Genomic DNA, 24,770 nt, shown 5'->3' with positions numbered 1-24,770 from the left:
GCCCTCGGCCTCGCGCATGACGGGGGCTCGATCGGGCCGGTCGGGGGATCCAGATGCCCTCAAGGTCCGAGCGGATAGCTCCAGCCGTCGTCGCTGCAAAGCTGACCAGACCGAGGCTTCGCCTCGGTTTAGCCATGCCGTATTAATGGGTCGGCTCGCCCTTCATGGGCGAACACCGAGCCGGGACGGTCAGGCGCCGGCGGTCACCTTGAGGGCGAACTCGACCGTGGCCGACTCGACCACCGCCGCGTCGTAGTCCAGGGTGGCTACGTGGAAGCTGCGGTCCAGGCGTATGCGTTCGACCGGGCCGGTAACGGCCGCAGCCAGGATGTCCGAGTTGACCGGTGGTACCACGTGATCTTGGGGACTGGTGAAGATGAGCGCCGGTGAGGAGATACGGCTCAGCCGGTCGCCCAGCGCCTCGCCAGCTTCGAACAACGAGATCAGGGGGGCCAACGGCGTGTCGGCGTAGGCGGTCTCCACCACGTCGGGGCGGGCGATGTCCGAGCCGATGCCGGGGATGCGATCGGCCCCGGTGGCCAACACCTCGGTGACCGCAGCCCGCATCCCTTCGGGTTCGCTGACGATGGCGTTGACGAACACGAGTCCGGCAATCTCTGGGTGCTCAGAACCCAACCAGGCGGTCAGGGCCCCGCCCATGGACAAGCCCACCACCACCACCTGCTCACAGCGGCCGACCAGGTCCTGGTACGCGGCCTCGGCGGTGGCCAGCCAGTCCGACCAGGTCGTCTTGATCAGGTCCTCGACCACGGTGCCGTGCCCGGGCAGGAGCGGCATCTCCACGGTGAAACCGGCAGCGGCCAAGGCCTCGGCCACGCCTCGCATGGAACCCGGGTTTCCGGTGAAGCCGTGGAGCACCAACGCCCCAGACGGGCCACCGGCATGGGACCAGGGTTCGGCTCCAGGGATCAGGTTCTCTGGCAATGACGAGGTCATGGGTGCTGCTCCAACGAAGTTCGATGGCCGGTCCACGTCGACCGACGGTCAGACAATCAATCACATCGGACGAAGAGATGTGGTTCACGATCACAACGTGCAGGATCGATGCGGGTGTGGGTGCAAGGTGGGCTGCTCACGAACCGGATCATCCACCTGGCCTTGCACGGCGGAGGGCCGCCCCGACCGCACCGTCCTTGACCCACGGGTCAAGGGGGTGATCGACTGACCGCCGTGACCGATCAGCGCCAACTCACCGCGCAGGGTCAGGAGCGCAAGCAGCAGCTCCTCGACCACGCCGCCGAGCTGTTCGCCGAACGCGGTTTCGCCGACACCCGCGTGGCCGACATCGTCCGATCCGCAGGCGTGGCCAAAGGCCTCTTCTACTGGTACTTCGAGAACAAGGAGGCCCTGTTCCGGGAACTGGTGGAGTTGAACCGGCTGCGACTGCGCCAGTTCCAAGCCCAGGCCATGGACCGCAACGCCGATCCGCTGCTGCAGATCCGCCAGGGCACCGAGGCCTCGGTGCGCTACATGGCCAACTACGCCAACTTCTTCGCCCTGCTGGAGGTGGAGAACCTGGACAAGCAGTTCGCCGACGAACTCCGCAAGGGAACCGAGATCCACACCCGAGACATGGCCGCCCTCCTACGCCGGGCCATCTCTGAGGGAACCGTGCGAGACGAGAACGTCGACCTCCTGGCCTATGGGGTGGTCAGCACCGTCGGTCTCTACGGGCACCTGCACCGCACCGGACGCATCCCCACACCGGTCGACGAGCTGGCCGCCTTCGTGGGCCGGTTCGTGGTGTGCTCGCTGGCCAGCCACGAGAAGGTGGCCCGCCGAGTGTTGGCCGTGCCGCTCCTGACTGCCGACACGGCCTGAACGGCTCCCGCCACGACCTGACCTCGGTTATCGTTCCGCCACCCACGTGCAAGGGGCGTGGGTCAGAACGTCCGAGGAGGACAAGTTGTCGAAGTTTCTCAGCGCCGAGTGGCTCGAGGCCGCTACCGCCATCCGTGAGGAGTTCAAGGGGCAAGGGGGAGCACCGCCACACAAGATGAGGATGAACCTGATCATCACCGGTGCCCCAGAGGACGTGTCGGCCGAGCCGATCGACGCCCACATGGACACCACCGACGGTGACATGAACATGGACATCGGTCACCTCGAAGGACCAGACCTGACCGTCACCCTGGAATACGAGGTGGCCAAGGCGATCCTGGTCGAGGGCAACCCCCAGGCCGGCATGCAGGCCTTCATGGCCGGCAAGATCAAGGTCCAGGGCGATATGACCAAGCTGATGGCCATGCAGTCCGCCACACCCGATGCCACCGCCCAGCAGATCGCTGAGCGCATCAACGCCATCACCGACTGATCCAGAGGCGAGCGTCACGCTCGCATCACTATCGGTTGACGGTCTCGGCCCGGCCAACACGGCCGGGCCGAGACGCGTCCGGGGCCGGGCCCAGGACAGGGTCGCCGGAGTTGCCCTCCGCCACCACGGTGGCCCTCGACGGCGAAGAGATGCGCGGTGCCGTCGCCACTGCGACCAGGGCCAACGCCAACCCGGTGAGGTAACCCCAGTGGTAGCTGGGCCCAGCCCCACCGAGGCCACCCGGCTCTGCTGCACCATCTGCATCACGGTGATGCCCACCACCACGCCCACCTGGTTCACCATCTGCTGGGAGGCGCCCGCGATCCCCAGGTCCCGGGGTTCGACCGACGCGGTGACCGCCGCCGACAGTGGCGGCATGGCGATGCCCATGCCCACACCGGCCAGGGCCAGCGCCCCCATGATCACGATCACCGCCGAACTCTCGCCCAAGGTGGCCATCCACCCCATGGCCATGACCACTGCCACCGCTCCAGCGGTTGCCGCCCACCTGGCCCCCACCCGCGCCACTACGAGCCCGGCCACCGGACCGGCCAGGGCGAAGGCCAGCGGACGGGCGATGCTGACCAACCCGGTCCTGGTCTCGGTGTAACCGAGGACGTTCTGCAACAGCAGTGGCGTGAGAATGAAGGAACCCATGTATGCGGCGTTGAGGTTGGCCTGGGTGACGATGGCGAAGGTGAACCCGCGTCGACGTAGGTAGTGCAAGGGCAGCAGTGGGCTCTCGGCCCGACGTTCGACCCGAACGAATCCAACGGCGGCGAGCGGGGTTACAGCTAGACCGGCCAGCACCCCGGGGTGGGTCCAACCGAGCCTGGTCGCTTCACTGATCGAGTAGAGCAAGGGCGCCACCGTGACTGCCAGCAGCGCCGCTCCAGCCACGTCGAGACGACCTTCACGGTGCTTGGGTGTCTCGGGCAGCAGTCGCCAGGCCAGCGCCAACGCAGCTACCGCGATTGGGATTTGAAGCAGAAACAGAACCCGCCAACCGAAGGCCTCGACCAAGGGACCACCGGCCACCACACCCACCACCGGCCCACCGGCGCCGACCATGGTCCAGTACCCCAAGGCCTTCACCCGTTCCTTCTCGGCGAAGACCCGGCTGACGATGGCAAATGATGCCGGCCCCGTCGCCGCGCCTTCCACGGCACCGAGCACACGGAACACGATCAACGTTCCAGCGCTCCACGCCACCGCCGATGCCACTGCCGTGACGATCACACCCACCATGCCCCACATGAACAGGCGACGGTGGCCCAGACGGTCGCCCAGCTTGCCCACTAACGGGCCAACCACCCCGAAGGCCAACATGGGACCGGTGACCACCCAGGTCATGGTGGCTTCGGTGGTCCCGAACTCCTTGGCGATGCGATGGATCGACACCGCCAGGATCGTGATGGTCACATTCACCGCGAACAGGCCCGACAGGACCGTGGCCAGGATCCACCAGCGACGGGCATGAACCTGCGGATCCACACCGTGGTGCGCTGGTTCTGCCATTTATCCGAGGCTACTTGACCCGCGGGTCAAGTCCTCCTTCCAGGATTCGACCTACTGGCCGCGTTGACGACCCAGCTCTCGCCTCGGCACGTCTCCTCAGCCCATGATGATGGTCACGGTGGTCCCAGGACGGGCCATGGTGCCCGCCGGCGGGTTGGTGCGCCGAGGTCGACCGGTGGCCGACCCGCTGACCGCCGCCTCGAACCCGGCGTTGGTGAGCATTGCGGCCGCTTCGGTGAGGCTCGATGCCCGGCTCACATCGGGCACCCTCCGAAGCTCGGGGCCGAGGGACACCTCGACGCTCACCTGGCTACCTCGGGGCACGGTCTCGCCCGAACGGGGCAACACCGAGATGACCTGACCCTCGGGAACATCGTCGCTATAGGTGCCGACCTTGGCCATCTGGAGCTGAACCGCCTCCAGGGCCTCTCGGGCAGACGACTCGGTACCGCCGACCAACCCGGCCGGCACGGTCCGGGGCCGCGGCCCCCGAGACACCTCGACACCGATGGTGCTACCCCGCTCGGCCCGCTCACTGGTGCCTGGAACCGCCCCGATAACCCGCCCTTGCTCCACATCTTCGTGATATGCCTGACCCGAGGAGTCGATGGCGAAACCGACCTCGGCCAGCGCGGCGGTGGCATCTTCGACCGTGACGTCGTTCAAGGCGTCCAACGGGATCGGGTAGATCTTCTGGCCCGCCGACACCGTCAAGTCGACGGTGTCACCCAACCCGACTCGGGCCCCGGCCGTGGGCGAGGATGCCAGCACCTGGCCCTTGAACGTGTCGTCCTGGCGGCGCTCGGTCAGTGGGCCCAGCTTCCACCCACCAGCCGATATCAACGCCCGCGCCTCGTCGAGGCTGAGGTTGGTCAGATCGGGCAGGGGCAGCACCAACGCCGGCTCGGGCGGGACCGGGTCCCGGTCCACCAGCGTGGCCGCAGCCACGCCCCCGCCACCGGCCAAGACCACCACAGCGACCACTGCCCATGGCCAACGGCGGCGTCGACGTGACCCGGCCTCGGCCTGGAAGCCGCCACCCGACGTAACGCCCGCCTCGGGGTCGACGGCATCGGGCTGGTCGAAGGCGTAGTCGTCAATGCGCACCGGCGGTACGAATGCGGTGGCGCTGGAATCCACGACCCGGTCGACGGGGTCCTCGGAGACGTGCCCGTCACCGGTGTCGGCCCAGGTTGGTTCGGCACCGCTGCCGGCACCGACCACAGCCAGCTCACCGTGGCGCGAAGCCTGCTCGGACTCCAGAGCCGGGTCGGAACCGTTCGTACCGTCGGGATCGGTGAGGTCGTGATCTCCCAGTCCTTCGGCATCGCCGCGGAGATCTACCACCACCCGCTCGGGGTGAGGCTCGGGGTCGATGCCCAGGTCCTCACCTCGGGGCCCCGACCCGTCGGAATCGACCACGACCGTGTCGCCGTGTTCATCACCGTCGCCAATGCCGTCACCGTCGCCAATGCCGTCGCCGTCGCCATCGCCACGGACAGATGGCACAGCGGCACCGCCGGGACCATCCCCTGGGTCGACCGCGTCGACGTCGACGGCGTCGAGCTCGACCGGTTGGAGCTCGACCGGTTCCACCCGGCTCACCCAGTCGGGCGGGTCGAGGTCCAGGTCCTCAGCGGTGAGACCAGACCGATCCGACCCCGACTGGGCCACCGCCGACGCGCCCACCGCTGCGCCCTGAACCAAGAGACCATCGGCCGGTCCGACACCGTGCATCGTGGGATCCAGATCAGCGGCGACCACACCCGCAGGCGGCAAAGCTCCAGCCAGGGCCAAGGGGGTGGGTCGAGGCAGCGCTTTGGCCGCCCGTAACAAGCCCGCGGCCAGGGTACGGGCGTCGATCCGCGCCGCAGGATCGGGGTTACCGGCTCGGGTCAACACATCGACCAACGGGCCCAGCTCGTCGGGCACCACCAACTGGCGGTCGACGCGAGCCATGAGCGTTCCCAGAGTGGTGTCGGCCACGAAGGGCACAATGCCGGTCACCGCCTCGATGAGCACCAAGGCCAACGAGTAGACGTCGGCCTTGCCGGTCAAGGTCTCACCCTTGGCCTGCTCGGGCGAGGCATAACGGGCGGTACCCAGCACCGCCCCCGCCGGCTCGGTCCACGCCGCCTCGGCCAACGCCCGAGCCAGCCCGAAGTCGGCGATGCGCAGACGCTGTTCTTCACCGAAGAGGAGGTTGGCCGGCTTGATGTCCCGGTGGACGAAACCACGCCGATGGGCGTAGTCGAGGGCCCTGGTGGCATCGAGGCCTACGGTGAGAGCCTGCGACGGAGTCAGCAGGTGACCGGCGTCGAGCAAGGCCCGCAGGCTTCCCCCGGCCAGGTATTCGGTGACGATGAAGGCGACCTCGTCGTCTCCCCAGTCGTACACCGCCATCACGTTGGGGTGGTTCAAGGCCGCCGCGGCTCGGGCTTCGGCCGCGAACCGCCGCAGGAACTCGGCGTCATCGGCCAAGGCGTCGTGAAGCATCTTCACGGCGACGCGACGACGGAGGCGTACGTCGTCAGCCAGGAAAACCTGGGCAGAGGCGCCCATGCCGATCGGCGCGACCAGCCGGTACCGCCCGCCCAGCACCCGGCCGATCTCGGCGGTCATGCGTGGATTGGCCACGAACCGAGGGTACCGCCCCCCACCCGACGTTTCGGGGAGCCTCGAGCCCCGAGCGCGACTCCCACCGTGGGACAGCGGTCAGGCAACGGCGGTGATGGTGAGAGAACCGACCTCGGGTGGCACGATTCTCTCGATGATCGACACCGCCACGCCTGCCAGCCCATCGAGCAACGGGCGCGCTCCGGGGGACAACCTCGGCGTCGGTGGCGACGTGGACAACGGCGAGAGTCCGGCTCGCCGAGCCATCCGCATCGTCGCCACCACCGTTGCGCTGGTCCTGGCTGCCGGGATCTTCGCCTACAGCTGCAGCAAGGGTGAGACCTCGCCCGAGAGCACCGCCCACCCCGCCATCGTTGCGCAGTTCCCTGCCCCTGGAGGTCGGGCCCTGCGCCAGACCGACGTCGGCGCCGAGCTGGCCCTGGGCTACGACGGACGACTGACCGTGAACGGCATCGACATCCCAGAAGAAGACATGGAAGGCGCCGTGGATCCGGACTCGCTCACCGAGGCCGAGCTCCGCCAGTACGGCGTTCGGCCCACCAGCCGCAACCGGGTGTTCTTCCGCCCCGGGCCCGGCAAAGTGATTGAAGAGTTCGAGCCAGGCGAAGTGACCATCGTGCTCCGATACTTCAAGGACTCCCGAGCCGACACCACCACTCGGGTCGTCACCTGGACCGTCCACGTCATCTGAGAGCTGGCGTCGACAAGCTCCACGATTTCGATGACTCCGTCACTCGCAGGGGCCATCGAAAAAGGGATCTCGAAAAAGGGATCTCGCGCCCCAGCCTGTTTCGGTCAGGGAAGCTCGCCGGTCTCCAGCAGATGTTCGAAACCGGCCTGGTCGAGGATCGGTATTCCCAAGCCTTCGGCCTTGGTGACCTTGGATGCCCCTGGTGATGCTCCCAGGACCAGTGCGGTGGTCTTCTTGGACACCGATCCCGGCGACTTGCCGCCCCGGTCGGTGACGGCGGCCTCGGCCTGCTCACGGGTGTAGCCGTCGAGGGTTCCACTCACCACCACGATCTTGCCCAACAACACCTGAGGAAGGCTCGAGGCTTGGGGACCGACGGTGTTGACGCCCGCCGCGACCAGCCGGTCGACCAGGTCACGATTGGCGGGCTCGTCGAACCAGGAGCGAACCGACGCAGCGATTACCGGTCCCACCCCTTCGACCGCGGCCATCGCCTCGAGCGGTGCTTCGGCGATGCGGATCAGATCACCAAAGGCCACGGCAAGGGCAAGCGCCCCCGACGGTCCCAGATGGCGGATGTTCAGGCCCACCAACAGGTTGGCCAACGGCCGGTCCAGGGACGCCGCAATCGCACCTCGGAGGTTGGCCACCGCCTCGTCCCCGAGGCCACGGACACCGTCGGCTGTCGACTTGAACAAGCCGACGTCTCCCACCAGTGCCTCGATCACATCCACAGCCAGATCCCGATGATCGTCACCTGAAGGCTGAGTTGCGGCCAGGTCGACCGCCTCAACCGCCTCCAGACGAGCCTTGGCGTCGCCCGTACGCTGCTGGGCATGGGTCACCGCCCGCGTCGCCCACGCAGAAACCGCGGCTCGAAGTCGGGCCAGGCGCTCCCAATCCAAGCGGTAGAGGTCGGCGATGTCGCCCACCAACTCCAGATCCAACAGGAGCCGGACCCTTTGTTCCCCCAACCCCTCGATGTCCATCGATCCCCGACCGGCGAAGTGTTCGATGGACCCCGACCGCTGGAACGGGCACAACGGGTCGGGGCAGCGCGTGTCGCTCTCGCCGTCGAGCCTCACCAGTTCGACGGGCCGAGATGACGGACAGGTGCGAGGAAACTGCCATACGGGTCGATCGTGGTGGGCTGCGTCGATCACCGGGCCGACCACCTCGGGGATCACGTCGCCAGCCCGACGCACCACGACGGTGTCGCCTACACGGACGTCTTTGACCTTTACCTGGTCCTCGTTGTGGAGAGTGGCGTGGGTCACGGTGGCACCCCCCACGAAAACCGGCTCCAGCACGGCATAGGGCGTGACCCGGCCGGTCCGGCCGACCGACACCTCGATGGCTAGGAGCCTGGTGGTGCGCTCCTCGGGTGGGAACTTGTAGGCGATCGCCCACCGCGGCGCCCGGGACGTCGTCCCCAGGTCTTCCCGCTGAGCGAGGTCGTCGACCTTCACCACCGCTCCATCGATCTCATAGGGCAGGTCGTGGCGGTGTTCCTGCCAGTGGCGACAGAAGGCGGCCACCTCGGCCATGGTCGCTACCACCGTGACCTCTGGGTTCACTGCGAAACCCCACCGGCCGAGCTGAGCGATGGAACCGGCATGGCTGGTGAACTCCGGGCCGCCTTCCACCTGCCCGAGCTGATAGCACCACATGGACAGTTCACGACTGGCGGTAACGGCCGGGTTCTTCTGGCGCAATGACCCAGCCGCAGCGTTCCGGGGGTTCACCGCCACCGGGTGCGGCTTGCGACCTGCCTCCACTCGCACCCTGTTCTCCTCTTGCTGGGTGGCTTGGAGTCGGGCGAAGGCATCGGCGGACATGTAGATCTCGCCGCGCACCTCCAGCACCTCGGGGACCCCATCGGGTAGTTGTTGAGGGACGGCGGCAATGGTTCTGACGTTGGCGGTCACGTCCTCTCCCACGTGACCGTCGCCCCGAGTTGCGGCCTGTACCAAGCGGCCCCTCTCATATCGCAGCGAGATGGCGACCCCATCGATCTTCAGCTCACAGCAATAGCCACCGGTGATGGATCCCGAACCGGGATCACGACGGTCGAGACGCTCCCCCCAGGCCTCCAACTCCTCGACCGAGAAGGCGTTGTCCAGCGACATCATCGCGGTGGAATGGCGGACCGGCGAGAAGGTGGCCGACGGGGCCCCTCCCACCGCGGCGCTGGGCGTACCGTCCAAGACCAGTTCAGGGAACTGCTCCTCCAAGGCCCGTAGCTCACGGACCAGGTCGTCGTAGTCGGCGTCGCTGATGGTAGGGGCGTCGAGCTCGTGGTAGCGGTGGTTGTGCTCGGTTACCTCAGCCCGCAGCTTGGCTGCCCGGGTGGCGACGTCGTCGCTGGGACCGCTGATGGGAGTCCCATCGGATTCGGCCGCGACCCGGCGGCTGGGCCCCGGGTCCGAGGCCGGATCGGTACCCGATGCTGTCGAGGGCGTCACAGCCGGGCACCCTACCGGCCGGCTGCGACAACCTTCGACCGGTCAGATCGAGCCTGAAACCTGCAGATCAGACGACGGCCGCCCCGAAAAATGGGCCATTTGACCACTCGTCGCGAAGGGGGAAAGCCTCAAGTCGGGATGCCAACGGCCGACGGAAATGCGGGAAAAGACTCCCGTAGCAGACCCACGCCCGAGGAACGCGGATAGCAGATGACTCTCAACGGCACGCTCGAAGACTTCTCGCCGGCGGGCATCCTCAAGGTCCTGTCCGCAGACGGGCGAACGGGCGCTGTCCGCTTCGGTGGCCCCCACGGCTGCACCGTCTACCTCCACCGGGGTCAGCTCTACTTCGCCCGCAACGAGGCCACCGATGGCGCCCTGGCCACGGCGCTGGTGCGCCCTGGTCGGCTCAGCGCCGATGGCTGGGGCCAGGCCATCGACGAGGCCGGGGATCGACCAGTTGTCGGCGAGCTCCTCGTACGCAACGACGAGATCACCTCTGACCTGCTGGCGTCGGTTGTCCTGTCGGTCATCTACGACCCGCTGATCGATCTGTTCCGCGATGGCACCGGAGAGTTCGACTTCGAGCCCGACACCGTTCACTGGCTGGGACCGTTCCGAGCGTTCCCGGTAGATGCCATCGTCGGCGAGGTCCGCAAGCGTGTCCGCGAGGTAGACGAGTGGAGCGGGTCGATCCCGGGTCTCGACTCGTGGGTGGAAGCAAGTCGGACGCTCCCCGGCAACGCCGCCCAGGTGACCATCCTTCGTGAGGACTGGGAGCTGGTCACGGCACTGGCCGGCCCTCGCACCATCTACGAACTGGCCAACGAACTGGGCCGCGGCGCGTACTCCACCGCCCGGGTGGTCAACCGACTCTTCCAGGCCGGGCTGGTACAGGTGGTGTCCACCGATGCCGAAGCCCAGGTCGTACCCCTGCGCCGGGCTGAGACCAAACCCGAGGTTCAGACCGACGACTACCGGTCTGGTGGAGAGTCCGAAGATCCCTTCGCCAGCGACGACCGTTTCGACGCTAACCAGGGTTTCCAGACCGAGGACCGCTTCGACACCACCGACCCGTTCACCAACGACGGTCGCTTCGACGGTCGCCTGGCGACCGAACCCCAGGACCGCTTCGACACCGGCACCGAAGCCGAGACCGAGACACCGCCACCGCCACCGCCCGAAGCTGTCGACGACGAGCCCTCGGCCCCAGACATCGAACCAGATCCGTTGCTGGCCATGGGTCTCCCCCACCGGACTGCGCGGCGGAGCACCACACCCAAAGCCGATGAGCCCGATCCGCTGACCGCTCGCATCGGCGATGCCATCGCCGGTGCGCTCGCCTCAGAGGGGAAGACCGAACAGGAACAGCCCCGGGTGGGCATCCCCGAGGTCGACCCCTTCAGTGACATGTTCGCCAGCGCCGCTGACCTGCTCGGCACCTCGTCGCCGGCACCGACCGATGCTCCCGACACCGGCGAACGGTCCGAGCCGGATGCCGCCGCCTACGCCGACGTGTTCGGCGACCACGGCTCAGACCTTCACCACGAAGGCATCGAGACCGACGAGGACGGAGAGGAGGAGCGCTCGGGCGACCCCAACGCGGCGTGGCTCGAAGACCTCTACGCCCAGTTCATCGACGAGCCCGAGGCCGCCGCCGCTGCCAACGGTGCCGGCAAGAAGCGCCGTCGCGGCGAGCCCAACCCGGTCGATGTGGCGTTCCGCACCGAGGAACAAGACGCCGACGCCAAGGTCTCGACCCTCAAGCGCCTCATGGGTGCCCTGCGCAAGCTCTAGACGGATCGCAGTTCTCCGGGCAGACGCCATTGGTGTTCGGCCGTCTGACGAGCTGGAGCCGAAGGACTGGGCGGGGGTTCGGGGGCAGAGCCCTTCGTGGCGGAGCCCCCGATCTGCCGAGATCGGCTTTGCCGGTCGCAGCAGCGAAGACGGCGGCCGGCGGGCCGGCATCCAAACTCCGCCGGAAGGCTCCTCCTTCCGGCGGATCAGGGTTTAGGCACCCACCGAGAGACGGATCCCCATTACCTGGTCGTGGATCTTCTCGGCTAGGTGGGAGGCCACGTCGAACACGTGGTCGGCCTGGGCGACGTCGTGGAGGGCCAGACCGCATGCCGGGGTCACGAGGGCCTGGCGCCGCAGCAGAACCGGATCACAGCCGTTCTGGACCAGCTCACACCACTGGGACGAGAGCTGGCGCCACGATCTCGATGCATGCTCGCCTAGAGGCTCGTTGGTGGCGACTGCCCCCCACGCGATCCATCCGCCACGCTCGAGGAACCCGCTGAGGCTGGCGGCGTAGGGAGTCAGCCCGGCCCCGACCGGGGCGGACAGGACATCGGGTCCAGCCTGCAGCACCAGTCTCCAGTCTGCGACCCCACAACAGTGAACGCCCGAGAGCGCACGGTCCTGCACCGATGCAAGTGCGCCTGAGAGCAGGTCGATGACCCCGTCGGGGGTCAACTCCAGATCGGGGCGGAGGCCGCCGACCAAGCCGGGCTCGTCGAAGACCACGACCCGGTGCGCCTCGGGGACCGACTGGTCGACCCGGTCCAGCAGGGCCAGGGCTCGTTGGCGCACGGCCCGGCCCGCCACCTCGAAAGCAACCGTCGGGGCCAGACCGGCCTGAATGAGGGTCAGGCCCAACGTCAACGGACCGGTGAGCTGCAGCTTCACCGGATCGGTTCGCCCGGCCACCCGATCCAGGAACAGCCGCCAGGTGGCGAACGGTGCGTCGTCGAGGCCGGGGTCTCCGAGCGGGGCTTCGGGATCGATGACGGCTGGGTCGTCGATCGAGATGGTTCCGTCGGTGTCCACCGAAACGCCACCGATCCCCCACGCGGCCTGCGGGATCATCTGCTCGAGGGGGTCGAGCCGGGGAAGCGTCGGCGCGGCTGGCAGGAGCGGGGTGTGGCGGAGCACGAAGTCGATGGCCTCGTCACGGTCGACGTGGGGGAGGCTGCCCACCGACGAGGACGCGCCAAGGGGCAAGGCCGCCTCGTCTCCTGTCGTGTGCAGCACTGCCTCCACAGCCCAGTCCCCTCTCCAGTTGTCCCCTTTACCCCCTCTGGAATAGCCACCAGCGGCTCGCGTCGGCAAATCTCAGGTCCGTGTCGAAGGTGGATCAGATCACCCCGTGGGTGGCTCGGGGCTCGTGGGTGGTGGTGGCGCTGACCGCCACCGGGGCACTGGGTGACGTCTTGGACGGCCGATCCGTCCTGGCACAGATGGTGGTTGTGGTGTCTCTCAGCGTGGCTTGGACGGCGGGATTGGTCACCCTCCTGGTCCCCAGGAGCGCCAGCCTCACCGGAGCCAGGCTGGTGGTTCCGGCCGGACTTGCTGCCACGGTCACCATGGCCGCATTCGGTTCCACCCTCGATTTCGCCGACATCGGAGCGATCCTCGCCGCCACCCTGGCGACCCTCGCCGTGGTGTCGCCGTGGTTCACCGAAGCCTGGGTGGACGGATCTTCGTACGGCCCCGAGCAGCGTCTCCCATTGCAGACACCGACGTTGCTCGGTCTCACCGTCGTGCCCCTGAGCTGGCTGGCCGCGGTCGCAGGAGTGGCCATCGGGCCGGGGCTGGCCGCCGCCGGCCAATGGATGGTGGCGGTGCCCGCCTCCGCCGCAGGCTTGGTTGTGGCCCGACAGGCCGCCCTTTCGCTCCACCAACTCTCTCGCCGGTGGGTGGTGCTGGTCCCCGCGGGGATGGTCCTCCACGATCCGCTCACCCTGGCCGAGCCCCAGCTCTTCCCGCGCCTGGCCGTGGCCTCGCTCGGCCCAGCACTGGCCGACACCGATGCGGAGGACCTCACCGGGGGCGCCAGCGGACTCGCCCTCCAGCTCGACCTCACCGAACCGGTCGACCTGCTGGTGATCCGGGGACGAAACCGGACCGAGACCGTCGAGACCAACGCCTTGCTGTTCACCCCCGCTCGTCCCGCCCACCTACTGGACCGAGCACGCCACCACCGCATCCGCGTCCCGACCTGACCATCCCACCAGCCTCTGACGCGACATCACCACAGATCGGGACCGCCGCGACGACGCCGCGTCCAACGGCCACTACCGGAGTCGAAACGGCGTCGGCAACAGCAACTCCACGTTGCGGTCGTAGATCGACCCGAGCAGGCCGACGGGATCGATCCAGCGGGCATCGTTCACCGCCAGCTCCCGGCTCAACGAAGCCATCTCGCCCACCGTCCATCGGCCGTGGCGATGACGGGGGGCACGCGGCGGCGAGGCGTGGTCGATGACGGTGGTCAGGATGGACACCGTCCCGTCGCCGTTGTCGAACAGCTCGAAGGTCCGCCCCTGCTGGGAGAAGTCGATCAAGCTGGCCGTGTCCACCTCCCAGAACCCTTCCACGACCGCCGCTGCCTCATCGGAGACCCTCATCGACCCCGCGGCCTCCATCCGGCGGGCCGTGTTCGGCCCCGCAGACCCTCCGGTGGAATCCGGCCGACGATGGTGGATGACCCGGTGTTCATGGCTGTGACCGTTCACCCACAGCACCACGTTGGGGAACCGGTGCAGGAATCGGACCAGTTCGGCACCCCCCACCCGGCGCCCGGGATCGGCGTCATCGCTGTTCGTGTTGTCCATGGTCCAGGAGTTGTGGTGGCTGACCAAGATGACGAGGCGGTCGGGACCATCACCGTCGACCCACTCACCGGTTCGGTCGCGGAACCGACGGTTATGGGTCATCAACTCGGACTCCAACCACTCGAACTGCCGGGGACCTAGTCCGCCGCCGTCACCGTTGGTGTGGTTGCAGGTGTCGAGACCGATCACCTGCACATGGTCCCCCTCTGAGCGCGACCACCAGCTGGTCGATTCAGCGAGGTTCGCGGCCGTGAACCCGTGCCCTAACGGCCCGTGGCGAGGAGCGTCTTCGAGCAGCGCCTTCACATAGTCGACTCGAGACAGTGCCGACCGGGAAGAGCGATCCGGTGTCACCTGGCGGACACCGACGGGGACCCGCTCGGCCCACCGTTCCCAACGCGACACGTCGGCACCCAGGACGGTGGCGTGGACGATGGCGCGGACCAGACCAACGGTTCCGGTTGGCTTGGCCGACGTCCCCTCCAGCATTGGTTGGAGCTGATCGATGCGCAGACCCCGGATCGGGCCGAAGGTTCCCGTGAAAAGGCTGTCGTGGTTGCCGAACACCGCCAACCACGGCACGTCCAGCCCCACCGGCTCGAACTCGGCCACCGCCGCGTCGAGCAAGCCCGGCAGATGTGGGAAGCCGGCCCGACCGTAGATGTCTCGACACCGGGGGTCGTCGGGATGCCACGCCCCCCTCCACCCCGAGCGCTGCACCCCCTCGTAGCGGCCGGCGGCGCCGGTGTCGGGGGCCATCGGCCTCCCCTCCAACACCGACAACCACCAGGCCATCTCGGCCACGGTGCGATTGTCGGTGTTGTCGCCGGTCTGCACGCACCAGGCCATGACCGCCCCCGAGTCCGGGCTCTCGACAACGGCGTTGGTGGCGGCCACCATCCGGTCGAACACGTGGGTTGTCAGGCTCTCCTGTGGCCGATAGCCGCCGTCGGTACCGGGGTTGATCCACCCGAAGGTGTCCCCGCCCTCCATGCGGGCCGGAGACTGGCTGTCACACAGATGGGTGTCGGTGTGCTGCGCGAAGTAGAGCAGTGACCGCCGCCGTTCGAATCGGGTCGGGTCTGGGGAGGCACCGCCCGCGGGATGGACCAGGTGGGGTTCGCCGGGGGCCCAGCCCAGCAGCCGGAACCGCCCGGAACGAACCGGTCGAATGGTGGCCTCGACGGTGGAGGCAACACCTTCGCCAGCCACCTCTGGGGCCGACGAGAGCCCGGACTCACGCTGCGGAGCCCGGCCTCCCCGCTGGGCGCGCCGGGTCGAAGCCAGACGTGACAGGCGCGACGCGACATCTCCAAGCGAGTTGGCCTGATGGTTTGGCACGCCGGGAATGGTGGCACGCCCTGCCGTCCACCGGAACCAGATTCGACGACACGTCGGTCACATCGAGCCGCCCCGGTGAACCCGAACTGAACTCGAGACGACCGGACCCTTCCTCTATGGACCTGGGCGGACAGGTCCGCTCGTCGTCGCTGCGACGTTGGTCAGACCGAGGCAATGCCTCCGGCCACCACCTCGTCTCCGTCGTAGGCCACCAGGCTCTGCCCGGGTGCAACTCGACGCTGGTCCACATCCCACCTCACCACGACCCGCCCCCCGTCTCGGGGTTCATCGGGGTCTGCCTCAACCACGGCATCGTGAGTGGCTCCGTGGGCGCTGCACTGCACCGCCACCCGTTTCGGTAGCGGGCCGGCGGTCACGGCCCAGTTCGAGACCTTTTGGGAAGCCACCACCAGCTCACCGGCGGTCCCGACGGTCACCACCGGGTCGGGGCCGGCCCTGTCCACTTCGAGCACGTAGCGGGGCGCACCCCCGCCAGCCAGCCCCAGGCCCTTGCGTTGACCGAGGGTCACCAGTTCCACCGCGTCCACCCGACCCAGATCTCGTCCGTCGGTGTCGACCACCCGGGCCGGGGTCAGAGGGATCCGGTCACCAAGGAACGCCGACCGCCCCGTGGCCCGAGTGATGAAGCACACGTCTTGGCTGTCGGGCTTGGCCGCCGTGCGCAGACCCAGGTCTCGGGCCACGGCCCGGACGTCGTCCTTGGCGAGGTGACCGATCGGGAACAGAGTTCGAGCAAGCCGATCCTGGTCGAGCATGTGGACCACGTAGCTCTGGTCTTTGGCCCGGTCGGCCCCGCGGGCGACGCGTCGGGTGCCATCGGGCTTGGACACCACCCGGGCATGGTGGCCGGTGGCCACCGCATCGAACCCGAGGGTGCGAGCCCGGTCGTCGACAGCCTTGAACTTGATGTGACGGTTGCACTCGATGCACGGGTTGGGGGTGAGCCCCCGGGTGTGATCCTCGCCGTAGGGAGTGACCACGTGGTGGGTGAACTCGTCGGAGAGCCCGAAGGTGTGATGGTCGATTCCTAGGTGGTCGGCCACCCGGCGAGCATCGTCGACGTCACTGATCGAACAGCACCCCGAGTCGGACTCACCTCCCCACAGCTTGAGGGTGACGCCGACCACGTCGTGACCCTCGTCGCGCAAGAGAGCGGCGGCCACCGACGAGTCGACACCACCGGACATCATCATCAGGACCCTCATCGCAGACCTCCTGACGACACAACGCCGGCGAAGCCCGTAGACCTAGCCGTGTCCCCCTGACCCTTGAGCCGGGCTACCGCCGCGGGGATCACGGCCAGGGCGTGGTCCACATCGGACCGTGAACTGGACCAACCGAGCGACAACCGCAGGGATCCTCGGGCGACCTCGGGGGCCACCCCCATGGCCGCCAGCACGTGGGAAGACTCCGGCGCACCGCTGGCACAGCTGGAACCCCACGACGTCGCCACACCCTCCTGGTCCAACAGGAACACCAGATCCTGACGATCTACCCCAGGTACGCAGACGTGGAGGGTGGCTGGCGAACGGTCATCGACATCGACCCCTTCGGCGGTTACCACCAGACCCTCCACCGCGGCGCGAAGCCCACCTTCCAGCGTCTTCCTCAACAGGCGAAGGCGTGCCACCGCCCGTTCCCGCTCCGCACACGCGACGGCGCATGCCACCGCAAAGCCCACCGCTCCAGCCACGTTTGGGGTACCGCTCCGTCGCTCGCGCTCCTGCCCACCGCCGGTCGTGACCGCGGCGATCTCCCCCGGCCTCTTGACCACCAGGGCTCCTACTCCCTTGGGACCTCCCAACTTGTGGGCGCTGAGCGACACCAGAGATGCCGCCGCCGTCGTAGCGGCCACGTCGAACCAGGCCATGGCCGCCACCGCATCGGTGTGCAGGACCGCCCCCGGCCACCGGTCGGCGATCGCGTCAGCCACCGACCCCAAGTTGTTGACCACACCGGTCTCGTTGTTGACCGCCATCACCGACACGACCGCAGGGTCGATGGGAGACGAACCACCAGCGAGCAAGCCCAGATCGAGCCGGCCATGGCGGTCCACGTCGAGGACCACGCCACCGGTGTCTGCGACCGTCTCGAGCACGGCGTGGTGCTCGACCGCGGAACACGCGGCCACCCCACCGCGTGCGGCCAGAACCCCTCGGATGGCCAAGTTGTCGGCCTCGGTCCCCCCCGCGGTGAACACCACCGCCCCGGGTTCGACCCCCACGGCGTCGGCCACCGTGTCACGAGCGTCGTCGAGGCGGCGGCGAGCCTCTCGGGCCCAGCGATGTGAACCCGAGGGATTGCCGGGCACCGCCTCCATCGCCTCGACCATGGCCGCGATGACCTCGGGCCGCATCGGCGAAGACGCCGCGTGGTCCAGGTACGCCAGCGGTGGGCGATCGAGGGATGATGCTGAGACGTCCGACACCGCAGCCAAGGGTAAGGGACCTAGGAGCCAAGCCGGCAGACGAGCCGCCCCCCCTGGGCGCCACGGCCAAGGCACCATCGGACAGACCGATCCGCTCGCGGCCTAAGCCTCGATCCACCGATCGGACTTGGTCGTGTTCGATTGTCCCTGGTCACCCAGGCAAATCCGGCTCTATGTGTGACCACCGCTGGTGCTCGACTGTCTGACGAGCTGAAGTCACAGAACTGGGCGGGGGTTCGGGGGCAGAGCCCCTTGTGGCGGAGCCCCCGACCTGCGGAGATCGGCTTTGCCGGTCGCAGCAGCGAAGACGTCGGCCGTCAGGCCGGCGACCCAACTCCGCCGGAAGGCTCTGCCTTTCGGCGGATCCAGGCCAAGCCACCCCCGGATTAGCGGCTCAACGGCCGGGCGCGATCATTGCGGGCATGGCACCCAGATCCGACCCGTCGGGCCGACCCCTGGTCGGTTTCGATGCCGCCACCTACGGCGACCGGTTCGTCGACGTGTACGACGACTGGTACGCCGACGTGACCGACACCGTGGCCTGCGTGACCTCCGTGGCGGCACTGGCCCGCGACGTCGCCAGCAACAACCCAGATGGCAACAACCCAGGCAGCAACAGCAGTGAGGCAAGGGTGCTGGAAATGGGAGTCGGTACCGGTCGGCTGGCCATCCCCCTGGCCGAAACCGGGGTAACCGTGGTCGGCCTCGATGCCTCGGTCGCCATGTTGACCGCCATGGCCGCTCGACCCGGAGGAGAACTGGTCCGCGCCGTCCACGGGGACATGGCCGACCCTCCACTTGACGGAGAGACGTTCCACATCGTCCTGGTCGCCTTCAACACCCTGTTCAACCTCACCGACCCACAAGCTCAACGACTGTGCCTGGAACGGAGTGCCGCGTTGTTGACCCCAGGCGGGCGAATCGTGGTCGAGGCGTTCGTCCCCGACCCCGACGCAACCTCGGGAGACACCGTGGATGTGCGCCAGGTCACCGCCGACCGGGTCGTGTTGAGCGTGAGCCGAACCGATGCCAGCGCCCAGCTCGTCGTCGGCCAGTACGTCGACATCACCGAGTCCGGCGTGAAGCTCAGACCCTGGCAGGTGCGCTGGTCCTCACCCGATCAGCTCGACTCGCTGGCCGAACGGGCGGGTCTGGTGCTCGAGGACCGCTGGTCGGACTGGGACCACAACCGCTACACCGAAGACGCCCACAGCCACGTGTCGGTGTACCGCCGAGCCTGAGAAACATCCTCGATCCGCCAGAAGGCTCCGCCTTCCGACGAATCCAGACTTGGGAGGCGACCGGATAGACGAGCCGACCCATAAGGAGGCGCGCCGATAGGCGGACCAACCCATGAGCACGGCATGGTCAGACCGAGGCGAAGCCTCGGTCTGATCACCCTCGCAGCGACGACGACCGGACCTATCCGCTAGGACCCCTAGCGTCGGTCTTCTCGCTGGGCGGCGAGGGCCGCCTCCTGCTCGGCCCGAAGGCGGGTGACCTCCGCTCGCAACTCGGCCAGCTCGGCCCGCAACGCCGCCACCTCCCCCGCGGTGGCCCGGTCCAACTCGCTTCTGACGCGGGCTACCACCGGGGTGGCCACCCGCCGGGCCTGGGCCTTGATCCGGGCCGTTCCTGCGGGAGCCGACTGAAGAGGAGTGTCTTCGAGGTTGGCCTGGTTCTGCGCCGCTCCCACCCGGGTACGGAGCCGGGCGACCGCCTCGGCGTCGATGACGGGATAGGTCACCCCTACGGGATCGGAATCAAGATGATCGACCCCTTCCGTTTCGTCGGCCTGGTCGGGTGGTTCGGTGGGCGAGGTCATGGTGTGGGCTCCAGGGTGAACAGCGACAGGGCGGCGCCGACGCGCTCGGACAGCCGAGACCACGGAGGCGTGGCCAGCTCGGTCAAGCGGAGATCGATGAGCGACGGCGGGCGCTCCAAACCCAGCCCGACGCGCAACTCCCGCGCGCTCGGACCTAGGTCGAAGTGGTCCTCGGCGAAACGGCGGGCATGGCCCGACAGCGCCGCAGCCCGATCCTCGTGGCGAGCCAAGCTCGCCGCCAACCGGTCGGCTTCGCTGGTGTTGTCGGCCACCAGCACCTCCCGCCCCGCTTCGAGACCGAACCGGCGAGCGGCCCGGTTCGAGACGATCGACGGCGTCCCCAACGCCAGGGCCAGCGGCACCAGTGAGTCCGACACGACAGCGGCCGAGGCCAGAGCCAGGCTGGTCGACCTATCAGCGACCGATGCCGCGCCATCCACCGCCAAGACCAGGTCCTCGGGCAACCCGTGGGCCAGGCGCAGCCGGGACCGGGTCAACAGCGGCATCACCGGCACGGTGGCCAGGTCGAGCCCCCGAGCCGGAACCCACAACGGGGCGGTCTCGGATTTGGTTCCGACGTGGTGCTGGCCCGCCGATGTCTCGACCACGGAAACCCCCGAAACAAGGTCGGAACCGCCATCGGGGAACCGGACCCGGTCCGAGGTGAAGGCGAAGGTGGCGACCACCCCCCATTCCTCGGCCCGTCCCACCTCGTCGGGGCTCGAAACCCGACACACCACCGGTGCGCCTAGATCGAGGGCCGAACGGGCCATCTCGGCCAGCACATCGACATCTGCGGCCACCACGGCAGCCGGGCGCCTACCGGTGACGGGACGTACGTGATGATGCCAGGACACGATCCGGTGCCCGTGACCGACCAGTGCCGTCAGACCGGCCACCGCCTTCGCCCGACCTGGCGTCGCCGCAAGCGCCAACACCACCATCAGAACCAGCCATCCTGTGGGGGGCGGCGCGGGGTGGAGACCCACGCCCGTGAAGCGTGGCCTCGCAGCTCTGCTGACCGGTCCACCACGCTCACCCGCCCACCAACGTTGTGACCACGTGATCCCACGACAGGTCCACCACCCGTTCCCGTCCGGCTCGACCCAAGCGGGCCGCCAGTTCGGGGTCATCCACCAGGCGATCCAGCGCCGCCCCCATGGCCTCGGGCGACCCGTCTGTGACCAGACCCGTCACCTCGTGTTCGACCCACTCCAGCACACCGCCGGAGTCGGCGGTGGTGACCACCGGAACGCCGGCGAGGAAGGCCTGGAGGGTAACGAACCCGTAGTCCTCGTCGAAGGGGGCGTACATTACTGCGGTCGCGGCCCTGAACAGATCGACAAGTTCGTCGTCGGACACGAATCCGGGTAGCGCGACGCGGCCGTCCAGTCGCAGTCGATCAACCTGGGCCTCGAGATCTCCGGCAAGGGACCCTCGCCCGGCCAGGACGGCTGGCACCCGCTGACGCATGGCCGCCAGGCCTTCGAGGAACAGACCGGGGCGCTTGTTCCCCTCCAAGCGCGTCGGACACAAGATGTGGTCACCTGACCCACCGCGGCGCGGTCGCAGGCGTTCAGCCAGCGGTGGCGGCTGGTACAGCGCCGTGGCCTCGAGACCACCCCACCGTCTCAGGCGACTAGCCACCACCTCGGAGATGGTGTAGCGACGCTGGGCTTCTCCCAGCGCCCGGATGTCCCAGTCGAGGAGCTGACGGTGATCGTCGATGCTGGCCTGGTCCAGGCGGAAGTCGCTCCAAGGCTGCCCCAAGGCGTCGTAGGCGGCGCGGTGCTGGTGGGCCAGCCACGGCACCTTGTTCGGGTGACGGGCGAAGTAGGCCGGGAAGTTGACCGGGATCACCAGTTCGGCATCCAGGGGGATCATGCGCCACGCCATGGCGGCATCGAACAGGCGATCGCGGTCCCACGCCGTTGGCAGAGCCACGACCTCGGCTCGATGCCCTGCACCGTGCAGGGCATCGACCAGGTTGTCGACCATCAGCTCGAGGCCGCCACTCATGAACGGCACCTGGGTGGCACAGACCAGAACATCCATCGCCTGGGAGTCTCGCGGACCATCGGCCATCAACAACACCCCAGCGTCCCGGATCCGCAGCGCCAGAGCCAACCCCACCCCTGCACCCCGCCGGTCCGGGTGGGCGGGCTGGCGCCGGTACGTTGTAGCCCCGTGGACGTTCCGCGCCTGGCCCTGGTCCCGCCTCGATACGGACCCGACGTGATCGGCGGTGCCGAGCTGGTGCTGCGCGAAGTAGCCCACGGCATGACCACCCGGGGCTGGAAGGTCGACGTCCTGACCACCTGCGCCCGAGACCACTACACCTGGGCCAACCACTATCGGGCCGGTGTCAGCACCGACGGGCCCGTGACCATCCAGCGGTTCCCGGTGGTGAACGACACATCCGGTCGGGCCCGAGCCACCGTCGCCCAGCGCCTTGCCCTCGGCGAACAACCCTCGCTGGGCGAGCAGGAGGCGTGGATGAACGACGGGCTTCGGGTGCCCGAATTGTTCCACGAGCTTTTGGACCACGGCCAGGACTACGACGCTATCGTCGTGTCGCCGTACCTGTTCTGGACCAGCTTCGCCTGCGGCCTCGTTGCCCCCGAACGCACCATCCTTCGTCCCTGCCTCCACGATGAGCCCGAGGCTCGTTTCGAGCTGTTCGAGCCCCTGTTCAACGGGGTGGCCCGTCTGTGGCTCAACACCGACCCCGAACTGGCTCTACTCGACTCAATCGCTCCCGGTCACGCGCCGGCGTCGGTGATCGGTGAAGGCGTGCCCGTACCCGAGCGCTACGACCCGAGTGGCTTCCGCTCCCGCCACGGGCTGGGGGACGTGCCGTTCGTCCTCTACGCCGGGCGACGCGAAGGGGCCAAGGGCTGGGAGCAGCTCCTGGACGGGTTCGTGGCCACCGTGCGAAAAGAAGACGTCGACCTGCACCTGGTGACCATCGGTGTCGGCGAGGTCCACATCCCCGACGACGTGGCCCACCTCATCCACGATCTGGGCCTGGTCTCAGACCGCGACCGAGACGATGCCTTCGCCGCCGCCAGCGGCTACCTGCAACCTTCGGCCCTGGAGTCCTTCTCACGCACCGTCATGGAGGCGTGGCTGGCCGGTACGCCCGTCATCGCCAACGCCGCCAGCCCGGTGGTGGCATGGCACTGCCAACGGTCTGGCGCCGGCCTCACCTACGAGGACGATGCCGACCTGGAGCAATGCCTGCGCTTCATCGCCGAGGCGCCCGACGCGGCAGCGGCGCTGGCCGGGCCGGGCCGGGCCTATGTTCTCGAGAACTACACCTGGCCCGTCACCCTCGATCGCATGGAGGCCAGCCTCGACGAGCTGGCCGGACGAGCATGACCGCCACCTCCACCCCGCCCCGCCGCATCCTGGTGGTGAGTCCGTACCCGCCGATTCGAGACGGCATCGGCACGTTCGCCGTTCAACAGGTCCGGTCGCTCCGTCGGGCCGGCCATCACGTCGAGGTGTGCTCCCCCTCACCCTCCGCCGCCCACCACCACCTCGACCTCCGAGGCCCCCGCGGCGCGCTCGGGCTCCGCCGACTCATGGCCGGCTTCGACGAGGTGATCATCCAGTTCCACCCCGACTTCTTCTATGACCATCCCGCCACGCCCTCGTCTCGGATCTCCACCGGAATAGCCTTGGCCACCGCCTTCCGGTCAGGGCCCAATGTGGTGATCCGCCTACACGAGGTGGACCGACGCTGGGTCGGGACCACCGATCCGTCGGCGTTCGCCACCCGAGCCGTGTTCAGGGCTGCTACCCGGGTGGAGGTACACAGCCCAGGCGACGTGGCCATGGTGACCGATGAGTTCAAGGTTCCCTCCAACAGAGTCGTGCTGGTGGACCACGGAGCTGACTTCGAGCCTCGCACCACCACCGACCGGGCCGAAGCGAGGCGTTCACTCGGGCTGGCCCAGTCCGACCATGTCTTCGTGTGCATCGGATTCGTACAGCCCCACAAGGGGTTCGACCGGGCCGCAGCCGCCTTTCGAGGCCTGGCCGACAAGGGCGCTTCGCTGCACATTGTGGGATCGGTTCGCATAGACGATCCGGCCGCCGCCGACCACGAGCGGGAGCTGGAGGCCCTGGAGTCCCAGATCCCCGGTGTGCACCTACACCTCGGATACCTGTCCGACGAGGCCTTCGACCGGTGGATCGTGGCCGCTGACACCGTGGTTTTGCCCTACCGCCACATCTGGTCGTCGGGGGTGGCAGAACGGGCCCGACTGCTCGACCGGCCGGTCATCGCCACCCGGGTGGGCAGCCTCGAACACCAGCTCGCCGACGACCCCGGCGCCGTGCTGGTGGACGACAACCTCCAGCTTGCGGCCGCGCTCCGGGCCGCGGTGATCGGAGGCTCGGCACCCTCAGACGGCACCACCGAACTAGACGACGGCCGCACAAACCGCGGTGACTCGAGCGGCGACGTGTCGGAATCGGCTGACGCCACGGTGTCGGCGTGGACCTTCGATGGCCCCGTGGACCGCACCACGGTCATGGCCGAGATCGGACGCCGGTCCGCCGCCAACCGAGGAGTCATCAGCCGGACCGGGGCCCGTACCCACGCCACCGCAGCTCAACCGGCCACAGCCGCCCTTCCGCTGAGACGACTAAGGCCCGTCCCCCCGCCGCCGGCCACATCGGCCCGCCCCGGGGTGTCCACCGTCAAGAAGGTCATCCGAAGGGTCATCGCCTGGGAGGTGGACCCGTTGCGCGAACAGCTCGTGCGCCTCCAGAAGGCATCGCTCCAGGCGGCCGAGACCACCGATGCCCGCCTGGAAGAGCTGTCCGACGAGATGGCCCACGATTCGCCGACAGATCGGCCCGGACCGCCCAACCATTGAC

Annotated in this window: 18 protein-coding genes and 1 pseudogene; 8 read left to right on the top strand and 11 right to left on the bottom strand. The window is 68.2% G+C overall.

Annotation, left to right across the window (positions count from 1 at the left end):
* Positions 1-189 precede the first annotated feature (189 nt).
* Complete coding sequence (locus tag IPG97_01325; protein ID MBK6855230.1) at positions 190-957, bottom strand: alpha/beta fold hydrolase; 768 nt, start codon at positions 955-957, stop codon at positions 190-192.
* A 234-nt stretch (positions 958-1,191) separates the two neighbouring features.
* On the opposite strand from IPG97_01325, the gene IPG97_01320 reads away from it, so the two are divergent.
* Both IPG97_01320 and IPG97_01315 read left to right on the top strand, forming a co-directional pair.
* Positions 1,192-1,842 carry a TetR family transcriptional regulator gene (locus IPG97_01320; GenBank protein ID MBK6855229.1) on the top strand — a complete coding sequence of 217 codons (651 nt, stop codon included), beginning with the start codon at positions 1,192-1,194 and terminating at the stop codon, positions 1,840-1,842.
* A gap of 85 nt (positions 1,843-1,927) precedes the next feature.
* On the top strand, positions 1,928-2,335 hold the full coding sequence (locus IPG97_01315) for an SCP2 sterol-binding domain-containing protein (GenBank protein MBK6855228.1): 408 nt from the start codon (positions 1,928-1,930) through the stop codon (positions 2,333-2,335).
* A gap of 273 nt (positions 2,336-2,608) precedes the next feature.
* Here the strand turns inward: IPG97_01315 and IPG97_01310 are convergent.
* Positions 2,609-3,853 (bottom strand): annotated as a pseudogene (locus tag IPG97_01310) (MFS transporter).
* Positions 3,854-3,949: 96 nt separating this feature from the next.
* The gene (locus tag IPG97_01305; GenBank protein MBK6855227.1) at positions 3,950-6,490 is read right to left on the bottom strand and encodes a PASTA domain-containing protein; all 2,541 of its coding nucleotides are present in this window, start codon (positions 6,488-6,490) and stop codon (positions 3,950-3,952) included.
* Between the two features lie 133 nt (positions 6,491-6,623).
* Here IPG97_01305 and IPG97_01300 point away from each other — a divergent pair, with 133 nt between their 5' ends.
* Positions 6,624-7,181: a hypothetical protein gene (locus IPG97_01300; GenBank protein MBK6855226.1), complete on the top strand. Its 558-nt coding sequence runs from the start codon at positions 6,624-6,626 to the stop codon at positions 7,179-7,181.
* Between the two features lie 104 nt (positions 7,182-7,285).
* Here IPG97_01300 and ligA read toward each other — a convergent pair whose 3' ends face one another.
* Positions 7,286-9,646: an NAD-dependent DNA ligase LigA gene (gene ligA, locus IPG97_01295; protein ID MBK6855225.1), complete on the bottom strand. Its 2,361-nt coding sequence runs from the start codon at positions 9,644-9,646 to the stop codon at positions 7,286-7,288.
* A 210-nt stretch (positions 9,647-9,856) separates the two neighbouring features.
* Here ligA and IPG97_01290 point away from each other — a divergent pair, with 210 nt between their 5' ends.
* On the top strand, positions 9,857-11,443 hold the full coding sequence (locus IPG97_01290; GenBank protein ID MBK6855224.1) for a DUF4388 domain-containing protein: 1,587 nt from the start codon (positions 9,857-9,859) through the stop codon (positions 11,441-11,443).
* 213 nt (positions 11,444-11,656) lie between these two features.
* On the opposite strand, the gene IPG97_01285 is transcribed toward IPG97_01290, so the two are convergent.
* Positions 11,657-12,691: a hypothetical protein gene (locus tag IPG97_01285; GenBank protein MBK6855223.1), complete on the bottom strand. Its 1,035-nt coding sequence runs from the start codon at positions 12,689-12,691 to the stop codon at positions 11,657-11,659.
* Positions 12,692-12,780: 89 nt separating this feature from the next.
* On the opposite strand from IPG97_01285, the gene IPG97_01280 reads away from it, so the two are divergent.
* The gene (locus tag IPG97_01280; protein ID MBK6855222.1) at positions 12,781-13,653 is read left to right on the top strand and encodes a hypothetical protein; all 873 of its coding nucleotides are present in this window, start codon (positions 12,781-12,783) and stop codon (positions 13,651-13,653) included.
* Positions 13,654-13,725: 72 nt separating this feature from the next.
* Here the strand turns inward: IPG97_01280 and IPG97_01275 are convergent, their stop codons facing one another.
* From IPG97_01275 to IPG97_01265, 3 genes are all read right to left on the bottom strand, one after another.
* Positions 13,726-15,606 carry a TIGR03767 family metallophosphoesterase gene (locus tag IPG97_01275; GenBank protein ID MBK6855221.1) on the bottom strand — a complete coding sequence of 627 codons (1,881 nt, stop codon included), beginning with the start codon at positions 15,604-15,606 and terminating at the stop codon, positions 13,726-13,728.
* A 161-nt stretch (positions 15,607-15,767) separates the two neighbouring features.
* Positions 15,768-16,832, bottom strand: a complete 1,065-nt coding sequence (gene mnmA, locus IPG97_01270; protein MBK6855220.1) for a tRNA 2-thiouridine(34) synthase MnmA — start codon at positions 16,830-16,832, stop codon at positions 15,768-15,770.
* On the bottom strand, positions 16,829-18,133 hold the full coding sequence (locus IPG97_01265; GenBank protein ID MBK6855219.1) for a cysteine desulfurase: 1,305 nt from the start codon (positions 18,131-18,133) through the stop codon (positions 16,829-16,831). Before IPG97_01265 ends, mnmA begins: the two co-directional genes overlap by 4 nt.
* A gap of 344 nt (positions 18,134-18,477) precedes the next feature.
* Here IPG97_01265 and IPG97_01260 point away from each other — a divergent pair, with 344 nt between their 5' ends.
* Complete coding sequence (locus IPG97_01260) at positions 18,478-19,296, top strand: class I SAM-dependent methyltransferase (GenBank protein ID MBK6855218.1); 819 nt, start codon at positions 18,478-18,480, stop codon at positions 19,294-19,296.
* Between the two features lie 197 nt (positions 19,297-19,493).
* Here IPG97_01260 and IPG97_01255 read toward each other — a convergent pair whose 3' ends face one another.
* Genes IPG97_01255 through IPG97_01245 form a run of 3 tightly spaced genes read right to left on the bottom strand, consistent with a single transcriptional unit; the run spans position 19,494 to position 21,935 of the window.
* Complete coding sequence (locus IPG97_01255) at positions 19,494-19,880, bottom strand: hypothetical protein (GenBank protein ID MBK6855217.1); 387 nt, start codon at positions 19,878-19,880, stop codon at positions 19,494-19,496.
* On the bottom strand, positions 19,877-20,869 hold the full coding sequence (locus IPG97_01250) for a glycosyltransferase family 1 protein (protein ID MBK6855216.1): 993 nt from the start codon (positions 20,867-20,869) through the stop codon (positions 19,877-19,879). Before IPG97_01250 ends, IPG97_01255 begins: the two co-directional genes overlap by 4 nt.
* Positions 20,870-20,915: 46 nt before the next feature.
* Positions 20,916-21,935 (bottom strand): glycosyltransferase family 4 protein, encoded by a 1,020-nt coding sequence (locus IPG97_01245; GenBank protein ID MBK6855215.1) that lies wholly within the window; start codon positions 21,933-21,935, stop codon positions 20,916-20,918.
* Between the two features lie 132 nt (positions 21,936-22,067).
* On the opposite strand from IPG97_01245, the gene IPG97_01240 reads away from it, so the two are divergent.
* Positions 22,068-23,261 carry a glycosyltransferase family 4 protein gene (locus tag IPG97_01240; GenBank protein ID MBK6855214.1) on the top strand — a complete coding sequence of 398 codons (1,194 nt, stop codon included), beginning with the start codon at positions 22,068-22,070 and terminating at the stop codon, positions 23,259-23,261.
* Positions 23,258-24,769 carry a glycosyltransferase family 4 protein gene (locus IPG97_01235; protein MBK6855213.1) on the top strand — a complete coding sequence of 504 codons (1,512 nt, stop codon included), beginning with the start codon at positions 23,258-23,260 and terminating at the stop codon, positions 24,767-24,769. Before IPG97_01240 ends, IPG97_01235 begins: the two co-directional genes overlap by 4 nt.
* The last annotated feature ends 1 nt before the right edge of the window (position 24,770 follow it).

This window comes from Microthrixaceae bacterium (assembly GCA_016702505.1).
GTDB lineage: Bacteria > Actinomycetota > Acidimicrobiia > Acidimicrobiales > Iamiaceae > Aquihabitans.
Note: the sequence above shows the minus strand (reverse complement) of the source record. Positions and strands in the feature narration are given on the sequence as shown.